This is a genomic window from Flavobacterium sp. (genome assembly GCF_027484205.1).
GTDB lineage: Bacteria > Bacteroidota > Bacteroidia > Flavobacteriales > Flavobacteriaceae > Flavobacterium.
In genome coordinates this window covers 48,487-62,281 of the sequence record NZ_JAIXUB010000019.1, presented here as the reverse complement: position 1 = coordinate 62,281, position 13,795 = coordinate 48,487, and the positions used below count along the sequence as shown (strand labels likewise).

General features: G+C 29.4%; 14 protein-coding genes. 9 read left to right on the top strand and 5 right to left on the bottom strand.

Annotated elements, in window-relative coordinates; translation table 11 throughout:
- The first annotated feature begins 7 nt into the window (after positions 1 to 7).
- From Q0049_RS09205 to Q0049_RS09180, 6 genes are read left to right on the top strand one after another with little or no spacing between them, the layout of a single operon-like run.
- The gene (locus Q0049_RS09205) at positions 8 to 1,711 is read left to right on the top strand and encodes a WG repeat-containing protein (protein WP_298119014.1); all 1,704 of its coding nucleotides are present in this window, start codon (positions 8 to 10) and stop codon (positions 1,709 to 1,711) included.
- Positions 1,712 to 1,751: 40 nt separating this feature from the next.
- Positions 1,752 to 2,279: a DUF4199 domain-containing protein gene (locus Q0049_RS09200; RefSeq protein ID WP_298119012.1), complete on the top strand. Its 528-nt coding sequence runs from the start codon at positions 1,752 to 1,754 to the stop codon at positions 2,277 to 2,279.
- A 3-nt stretch (positions 2,280 to 2,282) separates the two neighbouring features.
- Positions 2,283 to 3,131: an aldose 1-epimerase family protein gene (locus Q0049_RS09195; protein ID WP_298119010.1), complete on the top strand. Its 849-nt coding sequence runs from the start codon at positions 2,283 to 2,285 to the stop codon at positions 3,129 to 3,131.
- A gap of 48 nt (positions 3,132 to 3,179) precedes the next feature.
- Positions 3,180 to 3,740 carry a GNAT family N-acetyltransferase gene (locus Q0049_RS09190; RefSeq protein ID WP_298119008.1) on the top strand — a complete coding sequence of 187 codons (561 nt, stop codon included), beginning with the start codon at positions 3,180 to 3,182 and terminating at the stop codon, positions 3,738 to 3,740.
- A 3-nt stretch (positions 3,741 to 3,743) separates the two neighbouring features.
- A complete protein-coding gene (locus Q0049_RS09185; RefSeq protein WP_298119007.1) occupies positions 3,744 to 4,907 on the top strand; it encodes an ATP-binding cassette domain-containing protein in 1,164 nt (387 codons plus the stop codon).
- An 11-nt stretch (positions 4,908 to 4,918) separates the two neighbouring features.
- Positions 4,919 to 6,433: a hypothetical protein gene (locus Q0049_RS09180; protein WP_298119005.1), complete on the top strand. Its 1,515-nt coding sequence runs from the start codon at positions 4,919 to 4,921 to the stop codon at positions 6,431 to 6,433.
- 27 nt (positions 6,434 to 6,460) lie between these two features.
- On the opposite strand, the gene Q0049_RS09175 is transcribed toward Q0049_RS09180, so the two are convergent.
- From Q0049_RS09175 to Q0049_RS09165, 3 genes are all read right to left on the bottom strand, one after another.
- A complete protein-coding gene (locus Q0049_RS09175; protein WP_298119003.1) occupies positions 6,461 to 6,688 on the bottom strand; it encodes a VF530 family protein in 228 nt (75 codons plus the stop codon).
- Between the two features lie 86 nt (positions 6,689 to 6,774).
- On the bottom strand, positions 6,775 to 8,286 hold the full coding sequence (locus Q0049_RS09170; protein WP_298119000.1) for a S8 family serine peptidase: 1,512 nt from the start codon (positions 8,284 to 8,286) through the stop codon (positions 6,775 to 6,777).
- A gap of 140 nt (positions 8,287 to 8,426) precedes the next feature.
- Entirely contained in the window at positions 8,427 to 9,023 is a 597-nt protein-coding gene (locus Q0049_RS09165) for an outer membrane beta-barrel protein (protein ID WP_298118998.1), read from the bottom strand.
- Between the two features lie 143 nt (positions 9,024 to 9,166).
- Between Q0049_RS09165 and smpB the strand changes: the two genes are divergently transcribed.
- Both smpB and Q0049_RS09155 read left to right on the top strand, forming a co-directional pair.
- Complete coding sequence (gene smpB / locus Q0049_RS09160) at positions 9,167 to 9,619, top strand: SsrA-binding protein SmpB (RefSeq protein ID WP_298118996.1); 453 nt, start codon at positions 9,167 to 9,169, stop codon at positions 9,617 to 9,619.
- A 64-nt stretch (positions 9,620 to 9,683) separates the two neighbouring features.
- On the top strand, positions 9,684 to 10,751 hold the full coding sequence (locus Q0049_RS09155) for a Fic family protein (RefSeq protein WP_367178972.1): 1,068 nt from the start codon (positions 9,684 to 9,686) through the stop codon (positions 10,749 to 10,751).
- Positions 10,752 to 10,786: 35 nt separating this feature from the next.
- On the opposite strand, the gene Q0049_RS09150 is transcribed toward Q0049_RS09155, so the two are convergent.
- Together Q0049_RS09150 and Q0049_RS09145 are read right to left on the bottom strand one after the other, a co-directional pair.
- The gene (locus Q0049_RS09150) at positions 10,787 to 12,085 is read right to left on the bottom strand and encodes a T9SS type A sorting domain-containing protein (protein WP_298118994.1); all 1,299 of its coding nucleotides are present in this window, start codon (positions 12,083 to 12,085) and stop codon (positions 10,787 to 10,789) included.
- Between the two features lies 1 nt (position 12,086).
- Positions 12,087 to 12,728 carry a protein-L-isoaspartate(D-aspartate) O-methyltransferase gene (locus Q0049_RS09145; RefSeq protein WP_298118992.1) on the bottom strand — a complete coding sequence of 214 codons (642 nt, stop codon included), beginning with the start codon at positions 12,726 to 12,728 and terminating at the stop codon, positions 12,087 to 12,089.
- Positions 12,729 to 12,826: 98 nt separating this feature from the next.
- Between Q0049_RS09145 and Q0049_RS09140 the strand changes: the two genes are divergently transcribed.
- Positions 12,827 to 13,795: a Gfo/Idh/MocA family oxidoreductase gene (locus Q0049_RS09140; protein ID WP_298118991.1), complete on the top strand. Its 969-nt coding sequence runs from the start codon at positions 12,827 to 12,829 to the stop codon at positions 13,793 to 13,795.

Here is a 13,795-nt window from a genome sequence, read left to right as displayed (position 1 = left end):
AATGAAAATGAAAAAAATATTTATGCTTCTTGTTTTGTTAATTACAAGTAATCAATTTGCACAAACTAAATTAACCTACGACAAAAATGGTATTTTAAACAAAGTTGATTACGACAAGTTAATTACAACAAAAAAATACCAGCTCATCTCAGCCTTTGATACCGTTTCAATGAAGCCGCTTTTGGTGTATGCTATCTATTTAAAAAACAACAAATTTGGTATTTTAGACAACAATGCAAAAGAAATAACACCTGCAATCTACGATGGAATTGAGGGTTTAAACATAAGTTACACTACAGTAATGTTTGGATTTCATGAAAACTATCCAGTAAAAATTGGGAAAAAATACGGTTTGATTTCCAATACTGGAAAACAAATTTTGCCTGTTCAATATGATTACATCCATAACGAAGAGAAAAAAAGTGTAAAAAGATTTCACAAAAAAGAGGTTGTAATAGATTCTGTTGTTGTTGCAAACTTGGGCGATGAAGAATTAATTTTTACTCCAAAAGGAAAACTCCTAAAGAAAAATATTGAAACAGAAAATAATGACGCGCCTGTAATTGAAGAAAGCAGAGATTATAGTTATTCTAGAGACAATTATGATGAAAAACCTTCAGTAAAAGAAACAACACCTTATGGAAATGTTTATCAAAAGCTTGACAATAATTTAGCTTTAGTTCAAAATAAAGTTGATAAATTTTATTTTCAAGGCTTAGTTGATTTGTCAACAAACAAACTACTTATTCCTGTAGAATTCAATTATATTACAAATCCTGAAAAAGGAAAATTCATTACAGTTAAAGATAAAAAATTCAATTTTTATAATGAAAAAGGCGAATTATTACTTCCTGAAACTTATGAAAACATTGATAAATTCAATAAAATCTATCGCTTGAAAAAAAATGGAAAATTGGCTATTTTCGATTTAGATTTAAAACCATTAACCGATTTTATATATGATGAATTTAGTTCAGCAAGTATCGATTTTATGGTAGCAAAAAAAGATAAAAAATTTGGAGTAATTGCACCAAAAGATGGTAGTGAAATTATTCCGTTTGAATATGAAAATATTGAACCTTACTTTAATCGATATGAAACTGGTATTGCTTTTTATAAAGTAAAATTAAACGCTAAAGAAGGATTTTATTCAAAAGAAGGAAAGGCACTAACCGAAATTATTTATGAGTCTATTGTTCCTGAATGTACCATTGAAGAACCAAGCTTATATGGTGAAATGACTATGCCTATAGATCATGATTATCATAATAAAAATGCTTATTTTATCTATAAAAAAGACAATAAATATGGTCTATTAGATAATGATTTCAAGAATTTAATTCCAAACGAATATGATTATTTACAAAAAAGCTATCACAACGATTTTGTATTTGTAACCAGAAAAAATTCTGAAAAGAAAACCAATAATGTAAGTGCCATTTTAAACATAAGAACCAATAAAACAATAGTTGATTTTAATTACAATTATTTTAAATATTTTGGAGGCAATTATTTTATGATTTCTCAAGATAACAAATTAGGTGTTTGCAATTTTGATGGGGAAATTATTATTCCAATGTCTGTTGTTTCAAATTATGACGAACGTTTTTATTATAACAAAATCTACAAAGGATTAGAAATAATTGACAAACGAAAAGATAGTTATTACATTGATTCACAAAAAAATATGCTTTTAATTTCAGATAAATAAAATTGTTATCTTTGATATACCAACCAATAAACTTTTATTTATGAAAAACATTATTCTAAAAAACGGAATTATTGCAGGAATCATCGTCTCAATATTTATGGGATTGAGTGTCTTTTATCATTCAAAAAATTTAGAAAACCCAACAACAAGTTATATTTTAGGATTCACAGGAATGTTTCTGGCATTTGGATTTACTTTTGTTGGAATGAATCAATATAAAAAAGCCAATAATGGGGTCATTTCTTTTGGAAAAGCATTTATAATTGGTTTTCTAATAGCTTTTATAATTTCAACTATTTATGTTGGAGTTTGGCTGATAGAATATTATAACTTTTATCCTGATTTTTATGAAAAATTTGTTGCTTCTGAAATAAAGAATCTTCAATCAAGTGGATTAAATCAAACGGAATTACAAGAAAAAATTAAAGAATTAAATAATTTAAAAGAATCCTGTAAAAGTCCGCTTTATTTAATTATGATAACTTTTTCTGAAATTTTACCTTTTGGAATTATTTTTTCACTTATTGGAGCAATCATATTTGGATTTATTTTGAAAAAGAAAAAATAATTGATGATTACAACTATAAAAAACAACTTAATTTCGGCTTCAATAAAACATGTTGGAGCCGAATTATTTTCATTAAATAAGCACCATCGAGAGTACATTTGGGAAGGAAATCCTGCATTTTGGGGCAAACATTCTCCTGTTTTGTTTCCAATTGTTGGTACTTTAAAAAACAATTTATTCACTTACAATAATCAATCTTATTCGCTTTCAAGACATGGATTTGCAAGAGATTATAGTTTTGAAGTTATAGAAAAATCTGAAGAGAGTGTAACTTTTTCATTGAAATCATCTGAGGAAACTTTGAAAGTCTATCCTTTTGATTTTGAGTTGCAAATTTCCTATCAGTTGATTGAAACAACACTTCAAATATCTTACAAAATCATTAACAATACTAATTCAATTTTGCCGTTCTCCATAGGTGCGCATCCAGCTTTTTCATTGCCTTTGGAATTTGAAAATTATACTTTAGAATTCAATTGTAAAGAAAATTTAGACTGTTTCACACTAGAAAATGATTTACTTTCAGACAACAATTTCAAAATTAATTTGGTTGATAAAAAACTACCTCTTTCCTACTCGATTTTTGAGCAAGATGCCTTAATTTTTAAACAATTGAAGTCAAAAGAAATAACTATTCTAGAAAAAGAACAACCAATTGTGAAAGTGAAATTTGACGATTTTAAAAATTTAGGAATTTGGACAAAAGTCAACGCACCATTTGTTTGCATTGAACCTTGGTTAGGATATTCTGACACCATTCATTCAAATAATAACATTTTAGAAAAAGAAGGCATACAATTTGTAGAAGCAAAAGAAAGTAAAATGCATCAATTTAGTATTGAAGTGGTATAACTTTTTACAACAATACTTTATACAATTATACTACATACAAAAACACCAATGTTAGAAATCAATTTTCATCCTTTTAAAAATTTAGAAACCGAACAACTTTTTTTGCGAAGAGTTACGATCAATGATTTAGCAGAAATTATGGAACTTCGTGGTAATCCCGAAACCATGAAATTTATTCCTCGTCCATTGATTACAAACGAACAACAAGCATTGGAGCATTTTAAAATGATTGATGATGCTATAGAAAAAAAAGAAGGAATTAATTGGGCAATTACCCTAAAAGAAAATCCAAAATTTATTGGATTTCTTGGGCTTTATCGATTGCAGCCCGAAAATCATCGTTGTGAAATTGGTTATATGATTTTGCCACAATATAACGGTCAAGGAATTACCACAGAAGCCATTAAAGCCGTTTTACAATATGGTTTTGAAGACTTAAACATGCATTCTATTGAAGCGGTAATTGATCCAGATAATATTGCATCGGAACGCGTTTTACAAAAAAGTGGTTTTGAAAAAGAAGCACATTTTAAAGAAAATGAATTGAGAAACGGAAAATTTTGGGACACCGTAATTTATTCCTTATTAAAAAGAAATTTCAAAAAATAATATATGAACGAATTTGAAAAACAATATCAAGAGTTGCAAGACTTTTTAAAGTTTGAAGACTTTTCAATTCTTACTAAAAGAATTATAGACTTAACACTTGATACAGAAGACATTATTCATTATAAAAAAACTAATGAGTTCTTAGTTTGGCTCGACCAAAACGAAACTAATGTCGAAGCAAAAAAAGAAAAGTATCGGGCAATTCTAACCGATTTACATTCAAGTTTGTCAACAAAATCTATTCCTGAAAAGAAGTTACTAGTTTCTACATCAGGATTAGTAAAAAGTTATGGAACGTCAAGTTTTGGACTTGGACCAATTGAAATGGAATTACATCAAGGAGAAATTCTTGGTTTAGTGGGTGAAAACGGAAACGGAAAGACCACACTTTTACGCAGTTTATGTGGCGAATTATATGCTAGTAGCGGAAAAATTAATTATCATTTCAAATCGAATGACGATTATGATTTGCGAACAAAACTCGTTTATATTCCACAACGAACAGATTCTTGGTACGGATCAATGTTTGAAAATCTACAATTTACAGCTACATGTTATGGCTATAAACCTGAAGAAAATGAGTTAATAGTAGAATTAATTATTGCACGTTTAGGTTTACGAAAATTCAGAAATCACTCATGGAAAAGTTTATCATCGGGTTATAAAATGCGTTTTGAATTGGCAAGAATGCTGTTGCGCAAGCCCGAAATTTTGTTGATTGATGAACCGTTAGCTAATTTAGACATTCTTGCACAACAAACTGTTTTAGAAGATTTTAAAGCGATTGCAAAATCACCATTTCGTCCAATTGGAATTGTGTTGAGTTCGCAACAATTGTATGAAGTTGAAAAAACTTCTGACCAAGTTATTTTCTTGAAACATGGAAAACAAAAGAACTTACACGAAAAAATAAGTGTTGAAAATGAAACTGTCGTTGAAAATAATTTGGTAATTGAATTTGAAAGCGAATGGAACCAAAGTAAATTAGGTGAAGTATTTTCAAAATTAAACATGATTTCATTACAATTTAATGGTGGAACATACATCATAAACTTCCCAGAAAATATTACTGTTTATGACTTTATGAAACTTGCCATTGAACAACAAATTCCGTTGCAATATTTCAGAAATATTTCAAAATCTACACGTCGCTTTTTTGTATCCTAAATCTAGAAATTATGTTTAAAAATATTCAAAAACAATTACTTATAAAATATCCTTTGCTTTGGAATACAAGAATAGTTCCAATGACAGCAATTTTGATTGTGATTAACTTAATTTTCTTTTTTATAGGTTATCACGAAGGCGAATTGAATTTTAAAGAAAGTGAAAACAATTATAATTATGATAATGATGGATTAGTTGTTTTCTTTAGTGTATTAGTCTCTATTTTATTGCTAATCCTTTGGTTAGTATTTTATTTTAAGAACAATTCGTTCAAATCATTCTATCCAAAAAACAAGTTTTCATTGTTTAAAGAATGGAGTATTTTACTGTTCATCAGTTTTTTAATTACATTGTTTACTGTTTCTTTTTACTATGGAAAAGAAACTCGTGTTCGAGGATATTATTCTGAAACAGAAGCTAAAAAACGATGTGAAATTTTAAGTAAAGCGTCCTTTTTTGTTGATGGTTCTTATTCCAATAATTATAGAAATGATAATTATAATTATGCTGAAGAAGTAGCTACTGAAACTGATTCCATTTCATTAAAAAATAATTTTATTATTTTCAACGGAAAAAATTACAGCTATACTTCATTGCTAAATAAGAATGTAAACAGCTATACTTTCTTTGATTATGAAACAGATTCTTTACGTAAAAAAACGATCAAAACTTGGTTAGTTAAGCAACAAAAAGATTCCATAAAAAATGTTTTTAAAAACTATTTGAATATTGCCAAAGAACATAATCTAAAAGCTAATATTGATGAAAACAAATGGTTTGATTTAGTATATAATTATCCAAATTTTGATTCGTATAAATTAATAGGAAAAAGTAATGAAGGAGAATATTATTATCCTAACAATTATACCAATGGAAGTGTTTTTGATAGTGTAAATAAGTACATAGCTTCAATAGGTAATCAACAATATGAATATTATAAATATTATGTTCCTGAAAGCCAATTAAACTTTAATTACAATAAAATTTCAGATTCTTGGAGTCAACCAGATATCAACTTTGAAACTATTTTAATTGCGCTATATTTTGCTTTTGGATTGTCATTATTGATTTTTTCGTTCCGAGTTACTTCGGGTAAAAATTGGTTAATTTCAGTTGTTAGTGTAGGTGTTTTAGGAATATTATTTGGAATAATAAGTCTCATTATTAAATGGGATTACACTTTTCCTGTTTTAATGATAACTACTATTCTATTTACTATAATCTATTTTGCAATTACACTTTCTAGAAACAAAAGTAAAAATGTTTCAGGCGTTATGGTTAATGTTATGTTATGGTCAATTTTAGGATTATTGCCATTAATTTATTTCGTAACATTAGAAATTTTAAAAGATTTGTCAAATCAATATAATTTAATTGATTATACCAAAAGTGAATACTATCCAACAATACAATTCATGAAAGACAACATCATCAATTTCATGTATTTCAATTTAATATTTTCAATAATTATAATGTTAGTACTTTCTTCTAAAATAAAAAAATGGCGCGGTTTAGCTGAAAATTAATAATTAAAAAACCCTTTAAATTTAGTTTTAAAGGGTTTTTAATTTAGGTAACGTTCTGATGTATAATTCTTCGACTTTTTTTCTAGCCCAATCTGTTTTTCTCAAAAAAGTTAAGCTCGATTTTACACTAGGATTATCTTTAAAACATTTGATATTTACAAATTCTGCAAGCGTATCAAATCCATAATAATCAACTAATTGTTCTACAATTTTTTGAAGTGTAATTCCGTGAAGTGGATCTTTATGTTTTTCCATAGTGCAAAAGTAGTTTTTTTGAAATGTGTTAACACAAAAAACCATCTCATTTTTCAACAAGATGGTTTAGTATTTATTTTTTTAAATTATTGAACAGCTAAAAATGCATTTATATTTCCATGTCCATAATTTGCATCTCTCGTTGGATAATACGTTGCTGATTGTTTCATTTTGGTTAAAACTTGGTCTCTTGTCCACGTAGGATTTTTAGACCAAACTAAAGCCGCAATTCCAGCAGTTGTAGCCGTTGCTACAGATGAACCACCAACATAATCATTCTGAGCATTATAATAACTCGTTACAGGAACTGTATTTCCTGAAGAAGTTCTTTGCATTTGAACAGTAAAATCTATTTTACTTCCATTATGACAAACATCACATTTTTGGTTTGAAGTTCCTTCTTTAACTCCAGTAACTGCAACAGCTTCAGCCATCCAAGCAGGGAAAATAACTCCTGCGAATGATGTAAAACTTGTAGAAGTTCCACCAGCACAAAAAATTAATTTTCCTTTTCCATAAGCATATCTAACTCCATCTTCAATTTTTCCAACAGAAATAATATGTCCCATTGACATCGAAATAATTTTTACAGAAGCATTATTTCCTAAAGCCGTAAAAGCATTTTTTACACCATTGTGTTCATGATAACCTTCAAGAACTACATTTGAAGCTGCGCGATATGTAATTAAATTTGCATTGTATGCCACGCCAACAGGCAAACCTGCATTATTTCTTGGTGCTGTTGCTACAGAAGCCATACTTGTTCCATGTCCGCATTGATCATTTGGGCCATCAGTAGTTGTACTCCAAGGCCAAATAGAATCTACATAAGTTCCATATTTTTGAACTGTTCTTCCTGATGACAAACCATTGTTAAAACTTGTTCCTAACAAAGATTGATTAGGAGAAACACCCGTATCAATTACTCCAATAGTAACACCACTTCCTGTAGAAACATTCCAAGCTGCATTGATATTATGTAATGGAAAATTCCAAGGCATTCTAGCATTTGGCGTTATAGTAGTATAATCTGAAGTGCTCAATGTTTCTGATTCATAGCCACAACCCGAAGATGATGATGAAGATGTCGAACGCTCTACAATTCCTTTACTTTCAATATATCTATAATCTGCAGGTTCAATATATCTGATAAATTTACTTCTTCTTAAAGCAATAACAGTTTCTTGTTTTTCAATCAAAACATCAACTAAATTTAAATATTCATCTGATGAAATTAAAACTTTGTCTAATTCTTTTCCTTCATACTTTAAAATTATATCCAATAATTCTTGTTGTATGTTGGCATTATTTGACGATTTACTTCTGTCAAAATCATTTTCAGAATTCCCAAAACCTATAGTTGCTATTTTTTGTCCTTGATAAATGGCACTCCATAACATATGATTTGAAGCTTCTTTCCAATTGAATGAATTTTGAGCAGCAAATGATTCATCAATCTTTGTAGTAATTTGGTCAATCGTTAATGGGTCTTTTTGAGTAGCATCAATAACGATTGGGTTCTCATTAGTTTCGTCTTTTGTACAAGAAGCAAAAACCAAAAGTGAAAAAATTGAAATTTTGAAGAAAAATTTTGTCATTTTAATAAGTTTTAATGGTTGGTTTTACGAATGTAGTAAATTTTTAATAAAAACCACAAAAAAAATCGCTATCCAATTATGAACAGCGACTTCTTTTACCGAATATTATTTCGGTACTAACCAATAACTTTATAATTTACTTAGAATAAAAACTTAACTCCCACTTGTAAGCTACCTAATTGTCTATCACCAATAGAATTCATAGGATTTGCATTGAAGTCAAATGAAGTTGTTTTGTCTCCTGAATCTGGTGTAAAAGTTGAAGTTCCAACATTAAAAATTGTGAATGAAGTTTCAACAGTTAACCATTTGTTTACAAAATAGTCAAAACCTGGAGCTAACTCTAAAGAGAAAGATGAAGTTTTAGAATCTGCTACTTTATCTTTTCCAAAAGTTACAGGCAAAGCTGCTTGACCATAGAAAAATAAACCTCCTTTGATATTCCAATATTTTCTTACTAATGGTTTAACTACAAAAGTACTAGTTTCAGAGGTTGTTACTGAACCCACTTCCGTTTTTCCACTAATAACACCAACACCTGCACCAACAGTTACCGATGGAGAAATAAAAGTACCAACGATAGGTAAAATCATGTTAGATGTAGATTTGTCGTCACCAGCTTTGTCTGAAGAAAATGATACTTGACCTGCTGCCCACCATGCTCCTTTTAAACCTTCTTGAGCATTAGCTGTTAAACTCATTAATGCAAATCCTGCTAATAAAAATAATTTTTTCATTTTTGTTTTAGTTTTAAAATTATAGGACAAATTTATGAGCATGAAATCAGATAAAAACTGACATAAATCATTGTTTGAAATTTTTTTTGATAGTAAATAATTTCTTTTTTCTTTCATTAAATAGTTATTACATTTGCCTCACAATGATAAAAACTGCCAACATACTTAATAAAAGAGCCAAATTTGATTACGAAATAATTGAAACTTATTCTGCTGGAATAGTTTTAACAGGAACTGAAATCAAATCGATTCGACTTGGGAAAGCTCAAATTGCAGAAAGTTTTTGTGAATTTAATAATGGTGAACTTTTTGCAATCAATACTTACATTGAAGAATACGCTTTTGGAAATCAGTTTAATCATAAATCAAGAAGTGAAAGAAAATTACTTCTCAATAAAAAAGAACTAAAGTCATTAGCAAGAAGTGTTGAAACAAAAGGCTTAACTATAATTCCTTTGCGCTTGTTCACTAATGAAAAAGGTTTAGCCAAACTTGAAATTGGGCTTTGTCGAGGTAAAAAAACCTATGATAAACGCGAATCCTTGAAAGAACAAGACACTAAACGTGACTTAGACCGAATTAAAAAATCATTTTAATTTATTTTAAAAAATTAAGATTGGTGTTTTGCGATTTATATAGTATGACTAAATTTGTCAAGATATGGAAAGTCATCAAATAAAAACTTTACTGAAAAATGCCAGAGAAATTAAAGCTATGAAAACTCGTGAGCTTGCACAACTCATGAATATTGATCAAGCATTGATAAGTAAATTCGAAAATGGCTCCAGAAAACCAACAAAAGAGCAAGTTCTCAAACTATCAAAAATTTTAGATATTGATTTTGAAACTTTAATGATTGCATGGCTAAAAGAAAAAATATTATATGAAATTGGAGATGATAAAGAGCTTGCGTTAAAGGCAATGAAATTTGCTGAGGAGGAAATTAGAAATATAGCATCCATTAAAAAAAATCCGATTTCAAGAGATTTGCAAACTATTTTAGACGAAATTGATTCTTTAAAAAAACAACTTGATAACTACAGAAAGTTTGATAGTTATAAAATTAATAAGGCATTAGAACTAGAATATACGTTTGAAAGTAATAGAATTGAAGGAAATACGTTAACGCTTCATGAAACTGATTTAGTCATCAATGAAGGTTTGACGATCTCAGGAAAAAGTATGCGAGAACATCTTGAAGCCATAAATCACGTTGAAGCCATTGGTTACATTAAACAATTAATGGAACGTAATTTCCCTTTTAATGAAAGAGAATTACTTTCGGTTCATAATTTAATTTTGAGAGGAATTATTCCGGAAGATGCTGGACGATACCGAAGAGTACAAGTAATGATAAAAGGCAGTAATCATATGCCGCCACAACCTTTCATTGTTCCAAAAGAAATGGAAGATTACTTTATTTGGTTTGAAGAAAATAAAAATAAAATTCATCCTATACTTCTTGCGGCAGAAATGCACGAACGATTAGTTGCTATTCATCCATTTATTGATGGAAACGGAAGAACATCAAGATTAGTCATGAATTTAATTCTGCTACAAAATGGTTATGTAATTGCCAATATAAAAGGTGATTATGAAACCAGAGTGCGCTACTATCAAGCTTTGGAGACAGCTCAAACTTCAAATAATAAAGAAGAGTTTTTACTTTTTATTGCTCAAGTAGAAAAAGAGTGTTTAGAGAGATATTTAAATATAATTGGTAAATAAAAATTCATTCCATTTTTTTGGTAATGGATTTTAAATTATTGTTTTATAAACTTTTTAATTGTTGTTTTATCTTCTGAAGTAATTTTAAGTAAATAAATGCCTTTTGCTAAATTAGATACTTCAATTTCATTGACTACACTTTTCCCACTAATTACATTTTTACCCAATGAATCGTAAATTTCAAATTCAAAATCAAACAATCCTTCAACATACAAATTATTATCAACAGGATTTGGAAATAGATGTAACTCATCATTTTCAAAATCAGAATTACCTAAAACACAATTAATTGGAATTCCGCTTGTAGTGACATTTAAAACTCCATTTAAAATTCCCCAATCTTCCCAACTTCCTCCTGAATGTGTTCCAAATTCCCAATTATTAACTTGAAAATAATTTGTTCCGTTCATGGTTCCAGGAACTTTATAAACTTTTAAAGCACTTCCACCAAAATTCCAAGTTAACGGTTGGCCAGATTGACAATTTTCAACAAAATTTGCAATATTACAATTTGCTTGAATAAAATATGCAAACTCTTGATAATTTGGATAATCCCCATAAACATGAGCTATTCCATCGCTACCAATACAAACAGCTACATATTCATTACATGCAATTCCATTTATGTCAAGAGTTAATTCAGCTTTAAATCGAGCAAGAAAAGTTGCATGTCTTCCTCTTCTATCTGGATTATCATAATGAGTGTCTGTAATTGTATTTCCTAAAAAAGGAATATTCAAAAAATCACTATAAGGTGTACCTGTAAAACCACCTACTGTAACATTAGGATGATATGGATTATTCATTGCTTGGGCAGAAGTTACTGTTCCATTTTGGGCAGAAAAATAATATCCACCTAAAATAGCCATTCCTGCACTTGTACCTCCAATTGGTGCATGTTTTACATTAACATGATTATTCAATAAATCTTCAAGAGCATTGTTTTTAAAATATGAAATGTAATTCCATTGATCGCCACCAGCAAACCAAATCATTTCAGCTTTTGAAACTTTATCTAAAACATAAGGATTTGTGGCACCAGCAACAGAAGTAATTACTAAAGTCTCAACTGAATTTACTGTAACACCTAAATCTGAATATAAATAATCATTATAACCATTACTTCCAGTGGATCGCAAAACTACAACATCGCCACCATTAGCCTTATTTAAAAGCCAAATCATCGCATTATCATTTTCAGTTGCTCCGCCCATTAAACAAACTCCAAATTGTGTAGTCGTCGTTATATTAGTTGGATTACCTGTAAAATAACTTGTATATCCTTGGGAAAAACCAAGTAATGGAAATAAAAATAAAAGTAGTCTTTTAATCATATTAATTCTTATTTTCCAATAAAGGTACAAATTTAAAATCACCAAATTCGTGTTTTTCAAATTGGGTTTCGTTTTTACGAATTAGCATTGTCATGATTTGTTCTTTTTCTCCAACTGGAATAACTAGTTTTCCTCCTATTTTTAATTGCGCCATGAGTGGTTTTGGAATAATTGGAGCGCCAGCAGTTACTATAATACTATCAAAAGGAGCATGATTTGGCAGACCTTTATAACCATCACCAAACGATAAATGTTTGGGGCGAATTCCAAGTTTTGGCAACAATAAAGAAGTCGTTTTAAACAACTCATTTTGCCTTTCAATGGAGTAAACTTTAGCACCTAAAGTACACAACACAGCGGTTTGATAACCACTACCAGTTCCTATTTCTAAAATTTTATCGTCTTTTTTGACTTCCAATAATTGACTTTGAAAAGCTACGGTATAAGGTTGTGAAATAGTTTGTCCAGCGCCAATAGGAAACGCTTTGTCTTGATAGGCAAAATCTTCAAAACTTGAGTTCAAAAACAAGTGTCTTGGAATTTTTTTTATAGCTTCCAAAACGTTTTTATCGGTAATTCCTTTTTCTTCAAGCTGTTTAGCTAATTGATTTCTAAGTCCTTGATGTTTGTTTGTATCTTTCAATTTGGGCAAGTATTTATTTTGGTAAAAATAGAAAACAAATTATCAATTATCAATTACCAATTATCAATTAATTACTATTTTTGATAAAATTTAATTTTATGCTTAAAGTTGGCGTTTTAGGTGCTGGTCACCTTGGAAAAATACACTTACGATTGTTAAATCAATCTAAAAAATACGAATTAGTTGGTTTTTATGATGAAAATGCTGAATATGCAGACAAAATCGCCGCAGAATTTGGTTATAAACGTTTTGATACCATTGCCAAATTAATCCATGCTGTTGATGTTATAGATATAGTAACTCCTACGCTTTCGCACTACAAATGTGCAAAAGTTTCCATCAAAAGTGGTAAACACGTTTTCATAGAAAAACCTATTGCAACTACCGTTGAAGAAGCGGAAGAAATCATTGCTTTATCTAAAGAATACAATGTAAAAGGTCAGGTTGGACATGTGGAACGATTCAATCCGGCGTTCATAGCTGTAAAAGATCAAATAGAAACTCCAATGTTTATTGAAACCCATCGTTTGGCAGAATTTAATCCACGTGGTACTGATGTTCCTGTGGTTTTAGATTTGATGATTCATGATATTGATGCTATTTTGAGTGTTGTAAAATCAAAAGTTAAAGCTGTTCATGCAAGCGGAGTTTCAGTTTTGAGTCAGTCTCCAGATATTGCCAATGCCCGAATTGAATTTGAAAATGGTTGTGTTGCCAACATTACTTCGAGTAGAATTTCAATGAAAAACATGCGTAAATCACGTTTTTTTCAAAAAGACGCTTACATTTCTGTAGATTATTTAGATAAGATTTGTGAAGTAGTGAAAATGAAAGATGCACCAGAAGTTCCTGGAGATTTTGATATGATTTTACAAAATGCTGAAGGCGAAAAGAAACAAATCTACTTTAACAATCCTGAAGTTGCACCTAACAATGCCATTTTAGATGAACTAGAGACTTTTGCCGATGCTATTGTAAATAATACAACTCCTATAGTAACTCTAGAAGACGGAACGGAAGCTTTGAGAGTGGCTTATATGATTATTGATTCGATGAATGAGAAATAA